This is a genomic window from bacterium (assembly GCA_037143175.1).
In the GTDB taxonomy this organism is placed as follows: Bacteria; Verrucomicrobiota; Kiritimatiellia; order CAIKKV01; family CAITUY01; genus JAABPW01.
The window spans coordinates 1-17,386 of sequence record JBAWZF010000055.1 but is presented as its reverse complement, the minus strand read 5'-3'; the positions used below and the strand labels follow the sequence as shown (position 1 = coordinate 17,386).

Genomic DNA, 17,386 nt, shown 5'->3' with positions numbered 1-17,386 from the left:
TGAGTATTTGAGCCAGAAACGCCAGATTAAAGGAAAATTAGATGCGTCTGCCCTGATAGAAAAGCAATTCTGTCTTATTGACACTGGGGGATGGGTGTTTCATCATGGCTGGTCAAATTGGAAGGAGTTATGCTGTGAGTTCTGAACGTGATCTTGAAATGCGATCTTCGGCTGTGACGCTTTCTGACATGGAAATCTTTGTCTTTCCCGAGCTGATGTATGCCCTGTTGCTGGCCAACTTGATGTCCCCCCGTATCTGGAAATGGCGCGAGGATCCTTGGTTTGCCGGCTTGGCCAAGATGAAACCCTATAGGCGGATCACCCGGCTCAAGCAATTCATCATGGATCATTATGCCTTCAATCTTGATCTGGATACTTGGGGATTGACCACGAAAGATTGTGAAATGGCCCGGTTTCGTCCTTTTTTGGAAGAAGATACGATTAAGCGGTCAAATGCTTTATTCGGATATGAGGGCGATAAATACTATTTTGACATCGATATCCGCACTCATTTCGGACTCAATAAGTATACGACCGATGCTATTCCGTTTTGGAAAACAGAAACAGTTGAGGCGATGGATGCGTTTTGTCATAAGGAAGGCTATTCGACTGGTGCCGGAGAATGCGTGTCCCTGGCGGCACTCTATGCCGCCGCCCTGTTCATCGTGGCGGGGATTCCGTTGAAGGACATTTATCTGCTGGCGACGCCATTGCACTCTCAGAATTATGTGGACTTGGATGAGGGGATTTTGACCAACAATCGGCGGTTAGTGACCAAAAAGATGTGGTGTAATGGAACCGCTCTTTCCGCCCAGGCTCGGCGCGCCCTTGAAAACGAAGAGGTTACGGTGGTGGCTCATGAAACTGGCTGGATTCATACGGTTTATCCCGACGCCACAATTGATCCTGCCGCCTATACCCGTTTTTCAGTTAAGCTCAATGCATTTCTTGATACTCCGTTGACGGATGAAGTGATGGGCAACTTTTTGCGGCATAAGCGCGACCTTCAGAAGTGTTTCCAACTGAGGAGTACAATTCACGGGGTTACTCACTATGTTCCTCTGGAGGTGGCGTTCCAGTTCGAGGACGATAGTTCGTTCCTGGTTACGGATACGACGCGTGAGGCACTTCTGGCTGATATTGATATGGATCAGTTTGTCACGGAGCGAATGTCGGGGCGTATTGTGTTGAATGACCTTGAGGACTATGTGCGCCGGGAAAAGCCAAACCTGAATCAGCTCGAGGATGTTACCCGCCTGAAGGCGCAATTTGCATGTACCTGTATGGATTCTGCGAGGGCGATGGAGCATTTGATCAGGTTTTGTCATGTGGAACCGCGGATTCCTCCGGCAACACAGCGCTCATTCAAGTCGGCTGGCGAACCGCTGGGCGTCACCAGAGAGATGACGCGTGAGGAAGTGATAAGGCGCCTGGAATCGCTTCGTGCGACCATTCCAGCGGCGGATCTGGCTTTTTATGCCTATCGGGATATCAATCGTACGGATTCGGCTCCGTTTCTTAAGGCGGCCATGGAGCGTAACCCGGTTTCTATCGAGGGGGCGAAGCCGATGACTGACGATGAGGTGTTGGCGGTCGTTCAGGCGATGCCTGGTGAGTCCATCTATGATGAGTCTGGAAGGCTTGCTCAACCGGACGAGGTTTGGAACTTTGGGCGGGGTGACGGGGTGGAAAAAGCGATCCTTTTGGCGGGAATTTATAAAGCGCGAAAACCTGATGCGACCATCAGTGTCGAAATGACACCTGATTGTGCCGTTTTAATAGTGGACTCTCGTCATACGGAATTTCCCTCCGCCAAAGGGATGAAGTCGCAGCGATGGGAATTATGAAGGAAAGGATTGCTTCTGACCGGCGAGATCATGTAAATTTAAGCTCTTTGCATAATTTACGGGGACGAAGTCTAATTATTAGAACATGAGGAAATTTATTCATATTTATAAAGGGGTCACAGCCCTGTTTTTGGTCATGGCTCTCTTTTCCGGTTGTCGGACGGCAGTTAAAGTATCGTCCGTTCATGATTTATCTTCTCCGAAACGACCAGTGAAAGAGCGGTCTCAGACGCTTGTCGCTAATGATTCAGCCCGTCTTCGGCCTGGTCTGGTCATCAATGTCAATGTGCTTGTTGCGGGTAAAACCGAGATTACCGCAACTGCAAAGCGGATATCGGATCAGGGAACCATCGCCATGCCGCTACTTGGTACAGTCCAAGTGCGTGATCAAAGTCTTGAAAATTTCAGTACCCAGTTGACGTCTGCTTACAAGGAGTTTTTTGTCAATCCTCAGGTAATCGTTGAATTCGTACGGGATGATAACAAAGAGGGGTTGTCTCCATGGGGCAATGTGACGGTTTTAGGCCGGGTCAAAAAACCGGGACGTATCAGCCTTCCCGCAACGCGCGACCTGACCTTGAGCGGAGCGATCCAGCAGGCTGGCGGCTATGACACAAGTGCCAAGGAAAATGCCATTCGCGTCACCCGTAAACGCCCTGATGGCAACGTCAAAACGTGGGAAATCGATTTGCGCTCGGTTGGGGCTGAAGGCCTGATTGAGAATGATATTTTACTTGAGCCTGATGATGTCGTGTTTATTCCTGAACTGATTTTTTAAGAAACCTGAAGTATAAGCAGAAGAAAGAGCAGAGTATGATGAAACGAACAGTAATTACCGCCATGATGTGCTTGGCCATAATTTCAATCGCAAACGCGGAACCCGGTAATGGGATCCATGCAGGACCTTGGACTTTCAGTCCCTATGCGAATCTCCGGGAGACCTATGATTCCAATGTCGATAAAACGCCGGTCAACAAGGTGGATGATTTTTTCCTCGACTCTGAAGCAGGCTTGAAAATGGGCTATTCAGCCTATGCAATCGACTTTTCGGGTTTGGGCTTCCTTGGAAATCGGAATTATAGCGACTTGACTGACAAGGACTTCTCGAGTGGCGGTGAAATCTTGAAATTCAAGCAGGGCACTCATGACACCTTTGTCATCGAGGCCGATCAAACTTTCCGTCGCGTGGAGGACAACGATCTCCATGGCTCTGAAGCCGCCGTCCTGGGTGTGTCGCCTGACTCCGTTTTGGACTCCAGTTCAACGAGCCGTCGCGATATCAATAACGTCGGAGTCTCTGTCGGGCGTAACCTGACTGACAAGATGGTTTTGGATGTTGGGTACCGGTTTGATGATGTCAATTATTCTGATCCGACTATTTATGATATTCAGAATCATATTGGGCAGGCCGAGGGGGCTTACCGGTTGACCGAAAAAACGGATAGTCTTGTAACCATGCAGGCCGGCATGCAGGATAACGGCGTCATTAGCGACCCCGCCAACTACTACATCGGTCGGGTAGGTCTTAAAACTCGGGGAACGGATAAAGTAATCTTCAAAGGCGGGGTTGGTGTCCAGCTCTATGAGCGTCCCATCGCAGACGATATCACCTCGTTTAGTTACGATCTTTCCGCCTCATGGGTTGCAACGGAGAAAATTACGCTTCAAGCGGGTGGCCGTAACGGAACCGTCCTTTCCTCTCTCTATACGGATAACGGCAGTGAATATAACACCGTTTGGGCTGGAGCTTCTTACCGGGTCATTCCGACAATTATTCTGTCCGCTAACGCCTCTTATCGTCAGGATGATTATCTTGACCCCGTGGCGGTGCAGGGTGGAACAAAAGATCGAACGGATAAGGGAAGTGGTCTTGGAGCCCGCGTCGATTATTTGACGCCCGCGAAGTTCTTGAGGCTCTACACCGAGGCGCAGTACCAAAACGTGGAGTCTACGATCTCACCTACTTATGACGAAACCCGCATTATGCTGGGCATGAAACTCCAGTACTAAATTTAATTTTGCAGAAATTGTAAGAAACAATAAAAAGGACAACTCAATGAAAAAGACACTATTAGGGATCGTTGGAGTGATGATGATTACGGCGATGTCGGCATTTGCCGCCTTTACGCCTCCCACCGCAGCGCAACTGACGGCGGCCGCGAATAATCCCGCTGCAATTGCGGCCCTATTGGAAGGTGCCTCACCTGAGCAGGCTGCCCAGGTCATTAAGGCGGTCGTTGTTCAAATTGCGTCAATGGGCCTGAGTGCTCCGGCACAAGCTGCCAGTATCGGCAGTGTGATCGCGGCCGCCTTTTCGGCTGCACCGGCGGGATCAGCGCCCATGTTAGCCGCAAGTCTGGGAACGGCCTGCGGTGCCTCCCTGGCTGTTAGCGGGAATCCGGCAGTGGTTTCGAGCATTCAGGGTGCAATCGCAACGGCGGGCGGAAGTGGCGGAGCAGCCATGGCGCAAACTTTTGGAACAGCATACTCTGAGGCCAAAGCTGCCAGTCAGGCGAGCAATAATGATGTTTTGGGCAGTGCTCCGCCATTGGCAACGGGTTATACTGGACAGCAGAACCCTATTTGAGGATGACTGAGAAACTCCTCGTATCCGGGTTGGTGCTGATCCTGTCATATCTGACCTGGGTTTGGGGAGGTCTGAGGGTGGCGTGGTTACCACCCTCCGTTTGGGCTTCCTTTGTTCTTCTAATTATCCTGTTGGTAACACGATCACGCCCCTTGTGGCGTGATCTTTTCTTTTATTTCGGGCTCCTGTTTTCGGGCTATCTTACAATCCAATGGTGGAATGCGGGGCGGGTTCTTTTCTTTGATGTCGGGCTTAACGAATGGCGCTATTCGCCGCCCCGTCACCCTGATTGGCCTTCAGCGTTCTCCCGGCCCGAAGCCGCTCAGATGTTGTCCTGGTTTTTCCCCGCCTGGATACTGGGGCTCGTGATTCGCTCACCTGCTGTCAGCAGGGGCACAATAATAGGCCTGTTACGGGGCTTGGTATATAGTGCCGGTTTGCTGGCATTATTCGGGGTGGTTCAATTCCTCACACGCACTCGTCTTCAGTATTGGCTGGCGCCAACGGGTGATGGTTTTTTTGCCTCATTCGGTTACACCAACCATGCCGCGGCCTATTTTGTGCTGATGGGCGCCATTGCAGCCGGATTGTTATATCGCGAGATTTTCCGCTCAGATGCATTCAATGCGGGAGGCGCACTCCGTGCGGCGACCGTGCACCCTGGGCGCTATAGTGATGCGATCGCCGCACGGAGTGCGCCTCCCACATTAAGAGGCCTGCAAGCGCCTGCCTTGGCTGCCTCCCTGTTGCTCTGTCTCATTGGCGCCAATCTTTCCCTGAGCCGGGCCGGGGTGATTCTGGCCTGGGCGCTGGCGGGCTTTATCGCCGTGTATGGCCTCATGCGGGGCTGGAAAAAGTTGCACAGGGCGGGGCGCGTCAATCTGGCAGCCGCCACGATCGCCATCTTGTTTGTTTTCTATTTTGCCGTGGCAGGCTTTGGCAGCAAGGACATCGCCAAAGAGTTCGCCGTCAAAAAACCGGTACATCATTTGCTATTTCCTGTTTTGGATGATGTAAATTTGGCACTCGGGGGGCGGTGGGAACAGGATGTGGCGGCCTGGCACATGTGGCAGGATCACAAACTCCTCGGCATCGGCGGCTGGGGGTACCGCTACCTGTTGGCCTTCTACATCCCAAAAGAGGACTGGAAGGCGTTGGTGCAAAACGCAGGAAGAGCCAATGTGCATTGCGACATTCTCCAATATCTTACTGAATTCGGAATCGTCGGCTTTGGACTTATGTTAGCAGCAGTGACAGCACTGATTCTTTCCCCTCTCCATTCAGGGGAGAGGGCTAGGGTGAGGGTGTCTGTAACTCGCCGCGACCCTCTTTTGATCATGGGTGTCATAGGCCTTTCTCTCGTAGTTGTTTTCAGCCTCATAGACCTGCCCTTCCGCTGTCCAGCCATTCTCTGCACTTGGGTGGTGATTCTCGCCGCCCTGCCAAAAGTTACAGAAACCAAGGTTTACAAAGTAACCATTAATCGTTAACCATTAACCCATAACAAATAACCATTAACCCCCCTTATGAACATACAACCACAACCAAATCCTGTCGATCCCGAACGCCACTCATATTATGGCGGTACCCCGCCTTACGGGGCGCCGTACGGCACCCCCTATTACGGTGGAGCTCAGCCCGAATCCTCTGGTCTTTTGGGTTCCCTTGACCCCTTCCGCATGCTCCGTGTGATGCGTAAGAAATGGCTGACGGTATTGCTTGTCCTCGTTTTTGCCGGGATCGCGGCCACCTATTATCTCATGACCACGTCCAGGGTGTATCAGGCCATCAGCTTGGTTGAACTCAGTGTCAGGCGTCCCCGGATCATGACTCAGCAGGCCGCTGTGATCGAGGATCAGGGCGCAAGTTCACAGTCAGAAGAGATTTTCAATACCCGCCTTGAGAAATTCAAGGGGCGGGTAATGCGGGAGGCTGCCATTGCTCGCTACCGAAAGCAACATCCGGACTGCAAACTTGAGGATGCGGCATTCAACAGCCTGTTTGCCAATAACCTGAGCCTCACACTCCTTCGTCGTACCCGTTTGGTCAAAATCGAGTTTAATCATACGGATCCCCAGTTCGCTGCTGATTTCTGCACTGCTTTTGCGGAGGCGGCAGAAGCCAGCGTTTATGACGAAAACCGGATTGCCTCGGATGCCGCCGTAACTTGGTTGGAAGCACAATGTGTGTCCCAGAGGGGAGAAGTTGAGAAGGCTGATGCGAGCCTGCTGAAATATCGGCAGGAAAACAAAATTGACGTTCTCGAAAGCCAGCGGAAAACGGTGGACAACGCACTGATGGATTTCAACAGCGTATTGGTGGGTTTGGAGAGTCAGGAGGCAAAAGAACGCGACCTGCTCAATACGATTACGGCTGTTGAGCTTAAACCCGAAAATGCTGGAAAACTTCCCACCTCCATACCTCGTGGTGATGAGATTAAGCTGGCGATGGATAAGTGGTCGACGGCATTGGCCGACAGGGATGCCCTGCTGTCTAAATACACTGCCAAACATCCGGAGGTTCTTGCCAAAGATGGAGTGGTAGCCCTTTACAGAAATCAAGCGCTTGATTCCCTTAATCGAGCCAAGGCCACGTCCGCCTCTAATTTGGAGTTGTTTCGAAAACAGGCTGAAAGTCTCCGCCAGAAGAAGGCTGACCAGGCTAAGCTTGCATCTGATCTTGAGCTCCAGATCGTTGAGCGCCGAACCCATTTGACCGCATTGGAACGTACACGAGATGCCAGTGACACGGCCTATCGTGGGATTCTGGGCCGTATTCAGGAAGCACGTATGGCGGCCGATGAAAATACCGCAACGGTCAAGATCGTGGAGCGACCCTCAGTCCCTGAAAAACCCATCAAACCCAAACCTCTTCGTATTATTGCCATTGCCATCCTCCTAGGGCTCATGGGCGGCATCACTCTGGCTTTGATTACCGACACGATGGAAGACCACGTTACTGGCCCCCATGATCTTGAAGCTGAAATTGGCGTTAAGGTGCTAGCCATGGTCCCTCACGTTAAAGCCGGCAAACGAAGTGATATTGCTACGGCATCGATGAATCAGCGGTTCAGTCAGATTACCGAAGCCTTTGCAGGCTTGCGCTCCATGCTCGATTCATCTCAATATAAAGAGCGCTCAAAAGTCATTCTGGTGGCCAGTTCCATTCCGGCGGAAGGAAAGACAATTACGTCTTGTAACTTGGCGATTGCCTGCGCGAAAAATGGGCAGCGTGTGCTCCTCATTGACTTTGATCTGAGGCGACCAAGGTTGGTCGGAATCTTCTCCATGCCGCCAGAAGGACGGGGTTTATTGGACTATCTATCTGACGCGGGGGGTGATACTTCCCCTGCCAAATTGGCCTATGCCACAGAGTGCGCCAATCTGACTGTCATCGCTAGCCGTCCGGTTAAGGGGGCTAGTCCCGCCGAATTAGTGGGAAGTAAAAAAGTCACCGAGCTTCTGTCCTGGGCGCGCGAAAACTATGACCGGGTAATCATCGATGCGCCACCGCTTGGCTTGGTCAGTGATGCCCTGGTATTGGGCGGTCTGTCTGATTGTGTGCTCGTTATGGCGCGACCGGAGACAAGCAGGAAGCGGGCGACATTCCACACCATTCATCGTTTTCGCGAAGCAGGAGTCCGCATGATCGCTGCCGTTATCAACGATATTGATTTCGCTCAGGGGTCTTCTTATTACACCCCGTATTATCACTCATACAGTCATTATCAGCCCTATCCGCCAGAAGAAGTTAAACATGAGGGATGAGCTTATGAAAAAGACAACAAGCACAAAATCTTCGGACCGGGAGGCCGAATCGTTTGCCTTGCTAAGGCACGCGATCGTGGCTCCGCTTGAGGCTTCGCCAGTCCAGCCGTGCCGTTGCGTTCTTGAGGATCAGATCATCTGGGGCCGGTCACCCGTGCGACTTGATTTGGCGGGGGGATGGACTGATACCCCTCCATATTGCATCGATCATGGTGGGCAAGTTGTCAATCTAGCGGCCGACCTCAATGGGCAACCCCCCATTCAGGTCTTTGCTCGGCTTATCGAAAGCCATGAATTGGTCATGCGCTCGATTGATCTCGGTGTGGGAGAGCGTCTGACAAGTTACGACGACGTTGCCGACTTCATGAAGCTCGGTAGTGGGTTTTCGATTGCCCGTGCCGCCTTTGCGCTGGCTGGTTTTCATCCTCGATTTAATGGTGGCGTCTATGCAACGTTGGCGGATCAACTGCGCGCCATGGGTGGCGGCATCGAGATCAGCCTGTTGGCCGCCGTTCCTAAAGGATCCGGACTGGGGACAAGCAGTGTTCTCGCCTCAACTTTGCTCAGCACGCTCTCGGACTTCTGTGGACTCGGGTGGAGTCATGAAAACGTATTTCGTCGAACCTTGGCGCTGGAGCAACTGCTCACCAGTGGTGGTGGGTGGCAGGATCAAATTGGGGGGCTCGAGCATGGGATCAAGCTGATTACGACGGCCCCCGGCTTGGAGCAAAACCCGGTCGTAAGATGGCTCCCTGAGCGCCTGTTTTCAGGTGACTATGCCAACGGCTTGATCATGCTCTATTACACCGGCATAACCCGTGTGGCGCATAATATCCTTGGTGAGATTGTGCGAAATGTATTCAGCGGGAAAGTTGACACCTTGGAGTGTTTGGATCAGATCAGTCGCAATGCTGCTACCGTGCAAGATGCGATCCAGCGTCAGGATTGGTCCGCATTCACCCAGGGCATTGGTCGCAGTTGGGAATTGAACCAGCGGCTTGATCCGGGCACTAATCCGCCAGCGATTCAGGCGCTACTGAGCAATATTCAAGAGCAACTGGCCGCCGTGAAATTGCTTGGTGCTGGTGGTGGCGGCTATCTTCTGATGCTGGCTAAAGATATGGATGCCGCGCGCACCATTCGCCGGAAGTTAAGCGATTCGCCTCCAAACAGTCGGGCCCGGTTCGTCAACTTCAGTCTCTCTCAGACAGGGTTGCAGATTACGCGAAGTTGATGGGGGATATAATAATCATGGAAACTCAGGACATTCGATGGGAACAACGTTTAGCCAACTATTCATCAGCGCTGGCGCAATTGGCAAAAGCGGTGTCTTTGGCGGGGCAACGGCCGCTATCGGATCTTGAGCAGCAGGGGCTCATTCAGGCATTTGAATTCACCCATGAACTTGCTTGGAATGTGATGAAAGACTACTTTGCGCATCAGGGGAATCCGTCGATCACGGGTTCGCGCGATGCGGTTCGCGAATCCCTCAACAAGGGCCTCATCACGGGTGGTGAGGGGTGGATGGAAATGATCAAAAGCCGAAATCAGAGCTCACATACTTACAATCAGAAGGTGGCTGAAGAAATCGTCGGCAAGATTGTTGCTCAGTATCATTCCCTGTTTCAGGACTTCCTGAAGCGAATGCAGGGGCTGATGGCGTCATGACTAATACGGGCTTGCCTGCGAGCGCAGTCGCGAAGATTTGCGGGGTATTTCAGGATTATCCCCTGATCAATAGGGTTATTCTTTACGGTTCACGTGCCATGGGCACTTTCCGTCCTGGTTCGGATATTGATCTCTGCATTGAGGGGGAAGCGCTCGGGCTCACAGAGATGCTGGCCATTGAAACCAGGATTGATGATCTGCTTCTTCCTTGGAAAGTAGATCTTTCCTTATTGCAAACGATTGACAATGAGGCTCTGAAAGATCATATCCGGCGGGTAGGCGTGAATTTTTACCAGGCCAAAAGCGGTGAGGCCTAAGGTAGCAGGGGCAGGGACCGTTTGGGCGAGGCTTGCCGAGCCGTGCCCATAAAGGGTGCCTGTTGGGTCATAAAGACGGGTTCGTTCGCATAATATTCTAATTTCCTCGGCGCTATACATGAGCCCGGCTCACGCGAGGTTCGCCCTCCAGAGAAAATGACGGTGGTGCTTGATTTGAGAGATGAGCTAACGCCAGAAACTTTAATTCGTGTGAAAAAAGTCCTCTTTATATTTGGAACCCGTCCTGAAGCCATCAAAATGGCCCCAGTTATCAAGGAGCTTCAAAAGCACCCGGAGCAGTTTGCTGTGAGCGTCTGCGTTACCGCGCAGCACCGTCAGATGCTTGATCAGGTGCTGGAACTTTTCGAGATCGTTCCTGACTTTGATCTCGATATCATGAAGCCGGGACAGAGCCTGACGGATGTCACCTGTAACGTGTTGCAGGGACTAGCTCCGGTACTGGAAAAGCTTAAACCAGATCTCGTGCTGGTACATGGTGACACCACGACCACCATGGCTGCCAGCCTGGCTGCTTATTACCAGAAGATCGCGGTGGGGCACATCGAAGCAGGGTTGCGCACCGGTAACATCTATTCCCCCTGGCCCGAAGAGATGAATCGCCGGCTGACCGGGGCGATCACCCGCTATCATTTTGCGCCTACTGAGCAGTCGAGACAAAACCTTCTGGCGGAAGGCATTGCTGATGAGACCATTACCGTCACTGGCAACACGGTGATTGATGCCTTGCTGATGGTTCGGGCGAAAATGTCCGTGGGTAATATGGGCGCGAGAATCGCTCAGGATTTAGTTTTAAAGTACCCCAGTCTAACCTCAATATTATTGAGCACTTCTGCCAAACGACTGATACTCGTCACTGGGCATCGGCGCGAGAACTTTGGTGAAGGGTTTGAGAACATCTGTTATGCCCTCAAGGAGATTGCCGCGGCGCATCCTGATGTTGAGGTGATATATCCCGTCCACCTGAATCCCAATGTCCAGGAACCTGTCAGGCGGATCCTCGGTGCTGCTTCTCTTAATTCCGCGCTCTCCGCTCCGCACTCCCCGCTTCCCAACGTTCACCTGATCGAGCCGCTGGACTATCTTCCCTTTGTCTGGCTCATGAATCGAGCCTATTTGATTATTACCGATTCGGGGGGAGTTCAAGAAGAGGCCCCCTCACTTGGGAAGCCAGTTTTGGTGATGCGCAGCACAACCGAGCGGCCAGAGGCGGTGACAGCGGGAACGGTGATTCTGGTGGGTACGGATCGCGAAAAGATAGTTGCCTCGGCGCACCGGTTGCTCGTGGACAAAGCAGCTTACGAGACAATGACTCGTGCCCACAATCCTTATGGGGACGGGAAGGCCGCCGAGCGAATCGCGGCTCAATTAATATCACTGTAGCTCAAGTTTTTTCCATAAGTACTTCAAAGAAGATAAGCCAATTGTGAAAAGTGAAGACCCCTGCGTCCTCCTATGGTCAAGAATGATCCAGTAGCGATGGAGGCATTGGTCAGGCGAATGATCTACAACCAGGCCGATATGATGCCGTTTGTGTTTCGGACATTGGAAGCCCGCCAAAAGAGGTTTGTATATGGATAAAGATGTATTGATGAACAAGCTTGAAAGCCTCCGGCGGTGTGTGCAGCGGGTGCAGGATAAGGCTCCGGCTTCATCTGACCTGTTAAAAGGCGATTACGACCTGCAGGACATCATTTGAAGAAATCCTTTGTCATACACATCGCAGTGGCTTATTATGTGTATGAAGGAGTAGATAGATATGACAAGAACTAACATAGTGCTGGATGAAGCTCTCGTCCAGAAGTGCCAGAAGTTAACGGGGATTCCCACTCAACGGTCCGTGATTGATTACGCCTTACGGGAGTTGCTGCGGCATGGCCGACAGAAAAAGGTGTTGGACTTGAAGGGTGCTGTTGCCTGGGATGGTGACCTGCCCTCGTGGCGGGCGGGACGGGGCACCTGATGACCCTAGTTGATACAACAGTCTGGATTGATTTCTTCAAGGGTCATGACACGCCTCACGTGCGGCATCTTGAAAGTTTGATTGGCGCGGATGAGGATATTTGCATCTGCGGCGTAATCCTGACTGAAGTGCTTCAAGGTGTCCGGGAGGATAAGGATTACGACGCTGTTTCGACCCGGTTTGACGCCTTCCTCTATTTGCCAATGTCGCAGAAAACATTCAGGAAGTCGGCGGAAATGTACCGGTTACTCCGGAAAAAAGGGGTCACCATAAGAAACTCCGTTGATTGCATGATCGCTGCTGTGGCGATTGAGCACGACATACCCCTTCTGCACAATGACAGGGATTTCTTTCCTATGGCAAAACATTGTGGCCTGAAAGTGATCGATACAGATAACCCGCCAACAAGCAAATCCAGCTTACGGGGTAAATAGAATCAATTCCGTGTGCCATGGAGTGCCAATATGTGCCACAAATAACTAGGAAGAGATTCAAACATCGATAGACAGGATACACAGGATAAAGAGGGTGACGCGTTTCCCCCTAAAACTATCCTGTAAATCATGTCTATCCATGTTAACCCTCTCTTCCGTTTCCAAAATTGATTCAACGTTCGAAGTTGAATGTTGACTGTTCAATGTTCGCACAATGTTACTTGTTACGATGTGATCCTGATCCCCGCTGCTTCCCCTCTTTTCGTGGGAGGGGCGCTATGCGCCGCGACTCTGCTCCCTGGCCTCTCGGAAGCCCCTATCGCGGCGCATAGCGCCCCTCCCACGGGAAAGCCGGCCAATCGCAGTGGACGAGAAGAAGTGAGTGGCTGAAAAGAAGATAAGCCAATTGTAAAAAGTGAAGACGTGAACTCGCGCCTTCGCCCCGAGTTCACCCCGACTTAATTGACAAAAAACCGATACGCGAATACGATAATCATCATGAAAACGACGATAACATTTGATCAGATCGTGGGTTTGGCCGATGGGCTATCATTACCTCAAAAAGAGTCCTTGGTTGAAATTCTTACAAAGCGTTTGATCGAACAACGGCGGAAAGTCTTAAGATGCGATATTCTGTCCGCAAATCGAGAATTTAAAGCAAAAAAATGCCATGTTGCCACCCCGGCTGAACTCATGAAGGAGATCATGAGGTGAGTTGGGCGCTGATCCGTAGTTCAGCCTTTGTGCGGGCGGCTCGCAAGCACATTCGCCGCCACCCGGAGTATGCCTCGGATTTATTTGAAGTATTTACGCAACTGGCCGAGGATCCGTTTCACCCTTCTTTGAGGTCTCACAAGTTGACAGGAACTTTAGTAGGCTCATGGGCATGCAGTGCCGGGTACGACCTACGTGTTGTTTTCAAGATCGTTAAGCAGGCGGGCAAGTCGGCAATACTTCTCGAAGCATTGGGAACCCATGACGAAGTATACTAAAACTGATGCAACGTTCGAAGTTGAATGTTGACTGTTCGATGTTCGCACAATGTTACTTGTTACGATGTGATCCTGATCCCCTCCTTGAATATGGATGAGACCGTTTGACCGCACTCGCAGAGAACGAGTCCAGGTTTACACATGCCTGCAGGTTGTGATACTATCTGTTCCGTAGGAAAAGGAGGCCGTTATGACAACGCTTGAGTTGGAAAGCGTCTTAAGGATGCCCGTTGAACGCAGAATTTTATGGATTGAAGATGTTTGGGATTCAATACAGCAACAGCCAGACAGCCTTCAGGTTCCGGACAGTCACAAGAGGGAATTGGATCGGCGGTTTCAGAAATATGCAGATGATCCATCCGCATTTTTGTCAGAGCAAGAGCTTAAAAAAGCTGTGAATGCGCGGAGATAAGTCATGCGAGTTGCTTATGCTCGGGAAGTCGCTGACGATTTGGCGGGTGCCCGCACTTGGTATGAGAGCCGTGCCCCGGGACTGGGAGAAGACTTTCTTCGGATGGCTTACGCCACAATCAGTGAACTTGGCGAATTTCCTTATTCGAACGGAACGGTATACAATAGTTTCCGGCGGGCCTTGTTAAGGCGGTTTCCTTACAGTGTATATTATTTTGTTTCACATGATGTGATCACCGTATACGGCGTATTCCATTCTTCAAAAGATCCTCAGGTGATCAGGCAGTTGCTTGACACAAGATAACAGCCCCTCCCCTAAAACCATCCTGTAAATCATGTATATCCATGTTAACCCTCTTCTCCGTTTGTAAAACTGATTCAACGTTCAACGTTCAAGGTTGAATGTTGACTGTTCGATGTTCAATTTATCATGTTCGCACAATGTTACCTGCGCCCATCCTAATAATCCCTTGTCGTCTGATATTCGCAAGATTAGAATAAACCCATGAGAGTATCTGGAAAAAATGTAGCCACATTCAAAAACGCTATTCGGGGAGCCTTTCCAGGACAGCCTAAGGTGTTTTTGTTTGGATCCCGTGTTGATGATAACAAACGGGGTGGTGATATTGATCTGATGGTGGTGAGCGCTCTGCGTCGGGATGAACTGGAGATCGCTAAAATTAAAGCGATTACGAAGATACAAATGACCCTGGGTGAGCAAAAGATTGACTTGATTGTCACTAATGACCCAGCACGAGATTCACGCAAAGTCGTCCAAGAGGCGTTGAAGCATGGGGTTGAACTATGAGTGATATTTTGCGTCTCAAGATTGAAGCAGCTCTACTAGAAGGCGACGCCCATCTTCAGCGCCTTGATTCAGGTACTGGGAAATTAGCGGGCGTTTTCCCGCTTACGCCCGAAACGCTTGCCTCTCTGGCGGATGAAAATGTATCACTTTTAGATCAGTTCATTTATCGGTTCACCAAATTGCAAGACGCGATGGGGACTCGATTATTTCCCGCTTTAACAAGCATGATTACAGGGAGCGACGACCCTCGCCCGTTTATCGACATCTTGAATCAATTGGAGAAAGCCGGGCTCATCTCTTCTGTGGAAACGTGGCAAACTCTGCGTGTTCTACGGAACAATCTTGCTCACGATTACCCTGACAGCAAGGAGCAGTGTGTCGCCACACTGAACTTGATTTTTTCACAGTGGCGCGAATTGGAGGCTATGTTCAACACCGCCAAAACCTATTATCAAGAAAAGCTTCTTCCGTTGATCCCGTGATTTACTAATGTTCCAACGCAGTCAGGACGCGATTCAAACATCGATAGACAGGATACACAGGATAAAGAGGTTAGGGTATTTCCCCTTAAAACTATCCTGAACATCGTGGATATCCATGTTAACCCTTTCTTCTGATTCTAAAATGTTCGAAGTTCGGCAAGAAATCAAAGAAGCAAAACATAATTGACGTAACTACGAATAGTAGTTACATTGCTAGCCATGAAATTCGAGTGGGATGAGGAGAAGAACCAGGAGAATATTCGACATCACCGGATCGATTTTGCGGATGTACCTCCGGTCTTCGACGGACCCATGGTTGTCGCATTGGACACTCGAAAGAATTATGGTGAAGATAGGTTGATCGGAATCGGGCTTCTCATCAACTCAGTGGTTGTGGTTGTATTTGTCGAAAGGATCGGCGACACAGTCAGGATTATCTCAGCTCGAAAGGCGGAACGACATGAACGCGATAAATTCAAAAAAGAAATCCGGCACTGATTGGCAGTTCTTGACGGCTGAATCGGACGAGGGTATCGACTATTCCGATATCCCTAAACTCGGCGCGGAATTCTGGAAGAAAGCGGAATTGCGTTTGCCTCAAAAAAAAGAAAGTTTGACGCTGCGCCTTGATCACGATGTGGTGGCTTGGTTCAGGAGCGCCGGACGTGGTTATCAGACAAAGATGAATGCTGTACTCCGCTCGTACATGAGGTCGGCAAAACACGCCTGATCAATGCCGAGCCAGCCACTTCTGGATATCGGCTTCGCCTCAGCCAGAGCAGCGCGTTGAATGTTACATGTTCACGCGATGTTACTTGTTACGATGTGACCCTGCGCCCTCCTGCTTTATAGCCACCTTCTGTGAGACGTCGAACTTGTAGGAGTGGTGCCCATTTGGTAGAATTTCAGCACAAGCAGTAAATGAATACGACTTTAGTGCTAGATATGATGCTTAACACGAGGAGTGACGCCATGGAAGGATTACGAGAAATTCAGACAGCAGACAATGAGCGGGTTTTCGTCATTGTTCCAAAGAGTTTCCTGCACCGGAAGTTAGAGATCATTGTAATGCCGGTGGATGATATCTCGACGCAGGCTTGGCCGGTGGGGTTCATTGAGCAAACTGCTGGATGTTTCGCCAGCGAGCCGTTGGTTCGTGGAGATCAGGGCGCTTATGAAATCCGGGAAGAGTTGGCATGATCTATCTTTTTGACACCAACGCCTGCATCTCGTACCTCAATCGTGTTGACTCTGCAATCCAGATGCGTATGAGGCGGTTGAGTCCTGAGAGAATATCATTATGTTCGGTTGTCGAAGCGGAATTGCATTTTGGAGTCATGAAAAGTGCGAGACCGGCTGAGAATCTGGCCAAGCTGGATGTGTTCTTGAGCGCATTTAATTCGTTTCCATTTGATAGCCAGGCCGCCCGGAAATATGGCGAAATCCGGGCGGAGCTTAGCCGGGTTGGCACACCCATCGGCCCGAATGACCTCATGATTGCCGCCATCGCACTTGTTCATGGATCGACACTTGTCACGCATAATACCCGTGAATTCTCCCGCATCAAAGATTTGGAACTTGAAGACTGGGAAGCCTGACGATCTCACAAATTGTCGAATGTGGAGACGTGACCCCGTTCCTATATTAAAAATATCACTTGTTACACTGTGATCCGCCGTTGAGGAGCCAGGAAGCGATTCAAACATCGATAGACAGGATACACAGGATAAAGAGGTTAGCGCATTCCCCCTAAACCTATCCTGTAAATCATGTATATCCATGTTAACCCTCTTCTCCGTTTGTAAAATTGATTCAACGTTCGAAGTTGAATGTTGACTGTTCGAAGTTCAATTTATCATGTTCGCACAATGTTACTTGTTACGATGTGACCCCTCGCCATCGCGGATGAATAGGCAATTCCCCACGAGCCTAGTGGGGAATTGCCCGTTCTAACACCCGTGAATTCTCCCGCATTAAAGATTTGAAACTTGAAGACTGGGAAGCCTGACGATCTCACAAATTGTCGAATGTGGAGACGTGATAATCATCCAAATCAATTGACAAAAAAGGCGAAGTCTCGGTTAACTGAAGA

At 50.6% G+C, this 17,386-nt stretch carries 23 protein-coding genes; all 23 read left to right on the top strand.

The genetic code is table 11. The features are described 5' to 3' along the window. Positions 1-134: 134 nt before the first annotated feature. The 23 genes from WCI03_13035 (at position 135) to WCI03_12925 (ending at position 16,892) form a co-directional block, all read left to right on the top strand. Positions 135-1,847: a hypothetical protein gene (locus tag WCI03_13035; protein ID MEI8140777.1), complete on the top strand. Its 1,713-nt coding sequence runs from the start codon at positions 135-137 to the stop codon at positions 1,845-1,847. Positions 1,848-1,932: 85 nt separating this feature from the next. Beyond that, positions 1,933-2,625: a polysaccharide biosynthesis/export family protein gene (locus WCI03_13030; protein ID MEI8140776.1), complete on the top strand. Its 693-nt coding sequence runs from the start codon at positions 1,933-1,935 to the stop codon at positions 2,623-2,625. A gap of 35 nt (positions 2,626-2,660) precedes the next feature. After that, positions 2,661-3,857 (top strand): outer membrane beta-barrel protein, encoded by a 1,197-nt coding sequence (locus WCI03_13025; protein MEI8140775.1) that lies wholly within the window; start codon positions 2,661-2,663, stop codon positions 3,855-3,857. A gap of 46 nt (positions 3,858-3,903) precedes the next feature. Continuing rightward, entirely contained in the window at positions 3,904-4,434 is a 531-nt protein-coding gene (locus WCI03_13020; protein ID MEI8140774.1) for a hypothetical protein, read from the top strand. 2 nt (positions 4,435-4,436) lie between these two features. Next, a complete protein-coding gene (locus tag WCI03_13015) occupies positions 4,437-5,924 on the top strand; it encodes an O-antigen ligase family protein (protein ID MEI8140773.1) in 1,488 nt (495 codons plus the stop codon). A gap of 36 nt (positions 5,925-5,960) precedes the next feature. Next, the gene (locus tag WCI03_13010) at positions 5,961-8,201 is read left to right on the top strand and encodes a polysaccharide biosynthesis tyrosine autokinase (GenBank protein ID MEI8140772.1); all 2,241 of its coding nucleotides are present in this window, start codon (positions 5,961-5,963) and stop codon (positions 8,199-8,201) included. A 4-nt stretch (positions 8,202-8,205) separates the two neighbouring features. Then, positions 8,206-9,435 carry a hypothetical protein gene (locus WCI03_13005; protein ID MEI8140771.1) on the top strand — a complete coding sequence of 410 codons (1,230 nt, stop codon included), beginning with the start codon at positions 8,206-8,208 and terminating at the stop codon, positions 9,433-9,435. 17 nt (positions 9,436-9,452) lie between these two features. Beyond that, complete coding sequence (locus WCI03_13000) at positions 9,453-9,869, top strand: nucleotidyltransferase substrate binding protein (GenBank protein ID MEI8140770.1); 417 nt, start codon at positions 9,453-9,455, stop codon at positions 9,867-9,869. Next, positions 9,866-10,186 (top strand): nucleotidyltransferase domain-containing protein, encoded by a 321-nt coding sequence (locus WCI03_12995; GenBank protein MEI8140769.1) that lies wholly within the window; start codon positions 9,866-9,868, stop codon positions 10,184-10,186. The genes WCI03_13000 and WCI03_12995 overlap by 4 nt, the downstream gene beginning before the upstream one ends. A 210-nt stretch (positions 10,187-10,396) precedes the next feature. After that, positions 10,397-11,587: a UDP-N-acetylglucosamine 2-epimerase (non-hydrolyzing) gene (wecB, locus tag WCI03_12990; protein MEI8140768.1), complete on the top strand. Its 1,191-nt coding sequence runs from the start codon at positions 10,397-10,399 to the stop codon at positions 11,585-11,587. 190 nt (positions 11,588-11,777) lie between these two features. Then, entirely contained in the window at positions 11,778-11,903 is a 126-nt protein-coding gene (locus WCI03_12985) for a hypothetical protein (protein MEI8140767.1), read from the top strand. A 60-nt stretch (positions 11,904-11,963) separates the two neighbouring features. Then, positions 11,964-12,167 (top strand): type II toxin-antitoxin system VapB family antitoxin, encoded by a 204-nt coding sequence (locus WCI03_12980; GenBank protein MEI8140766.1) that lies wholly within the window; start codon positions 11,964-11,966, stop codon positions 12,165-12,167. Beyond that, the gene (locus WCI03_12975; protein MEI8140765.1) at positions 12,167-12,601 is read left to right on the top strand and encodes a PIN domain nuclease; all 435 of its coding nucleotides are present in this window, start codon (positions 12,167-12,169) and stop codon (positions 12,599-12,601) included. The genes WCI03_12980 and WCI03_12975 overlap by 1 nt, the downstream gene beginning before the upstream one ends. A gap of 498 nt (positions 12,602-13,099) precedes the next feature. After that, on the top strand, positions 13,100-13,315 hold the full coding sequence (locus WCI03_12970) for a hypothetical protein (protein ID MEI8140764.1): 216 nt from the start codon (positions 13,100-13,102) through the stop codon (positions 13,313-13,315). Next, positions 13,312-13,593: a type II toxin-antitoxin system mRNA interferase toxin, RelE/StbE family gene (locus WCI03_12965; GenBank protein ID MEI8140763.1), complete on the top strand. Its 282-nt coding sequence runs from the start codon at positions 13,312-13,314 to the stop codon at positions 13,591-13,593. The genes WCI03_12970 and WCI03_12965 overlap by 4 nt, the downstream gene beginning before the upstream one ends. Positions 13,594-13,783: 190 nt before the next feature. After that, entirely contained in the window at positions 13,784-14,005 is a 222-nt protein-coding gene (locus WCI03_12960; protein ID MEI8140762.1) for an addiction module protein, read from the top strand. Positions 14,006-14,008: 3 nt separating this feature from the next. Then, positions 14,009-14,308, top strand: coding sequence for a type II toxin-antitoxin system RelE/ParE family toxin (locus tag WCI03_12955; GenBank protein MEI8140761.1), 300 nt, complete (start codon positions 14,009-14,011; stop codon positions 14,306-14,308). Positions 14,309-14,509: 201 nt separating this feature from the next. Beyond that, complete coding sequence (locus tag WCI03_12950) at positions 14,510-14,812, top strand: nucleotidyltransferase domain-containing protein (protein MEI8140760.1); 303 nt, start codon at positions 14,510-14,512, stop codon at positions 14,810-14,812. Next, positions 14,809-15,294 (top strand): hypothetical protein, encoded by a 486-nt coding sequence (locus WCI03_12945; GenBank protein MEI8140759.1) that lies wholly within the window; start codon positions 14,809-14,811, stop codon positions 15,292-15,294. Before WCI03_12950 ends, WCI03_12945 begins: the two co-directional genes overlap by 4 nt. Before the next feature lie 219 nt (positions 15,295-15,513). Further along, on the top strand, positions 15,514-15,792 hold the full coding sequence (locus WCI03_12940; protein MEI8140758.1) for a BrnT family toxin: 279 nt from the start codon (positions 15,514-15,516) through the stop codon (positions 15,790-15,792). After that, positions 15,755-16,024, top strand: coding sequence for a BrnA antitoxin family protein (locus WCI03_12935; protein MEI8140757.1), 270 nt, complete (start codon positions 15,755-15,757; stop codon positions 16,022-16,024). The genes WCI03_12940 and WCI03_12935 overlap by 38 nt, the downstream gene beginning before the upstream one ends. Positions 16,025-16,266: 242 nt before the next feature. After that, positions 16,267-16,494: a hypothetical protein gene (locus WCI03_12930; GenBank protein MEI8140756.1), complete on the top strand. Its 228-nt coding sequence runs from the start codon at positions 16,267-16,269 to the stop codon at positions 16,492-16,494. After that, a complete protein-coding gene (locus WCI03_12925; GenBank protein ID MEI8140755.1) occupies positions 16,491-16,892 on the top strand; it encodes a type II toxin-antitoxin system VapC family toxin in 402 nt (133 codons plus the stop codon). The genes WCI03_12930 and WCI03_12925 overlap by 4 nt, the downstream gene beginning before the upstream one ends. The last annotated feature ends 494 nt before the right edge of the window (positions 16,893-17,386 follow it).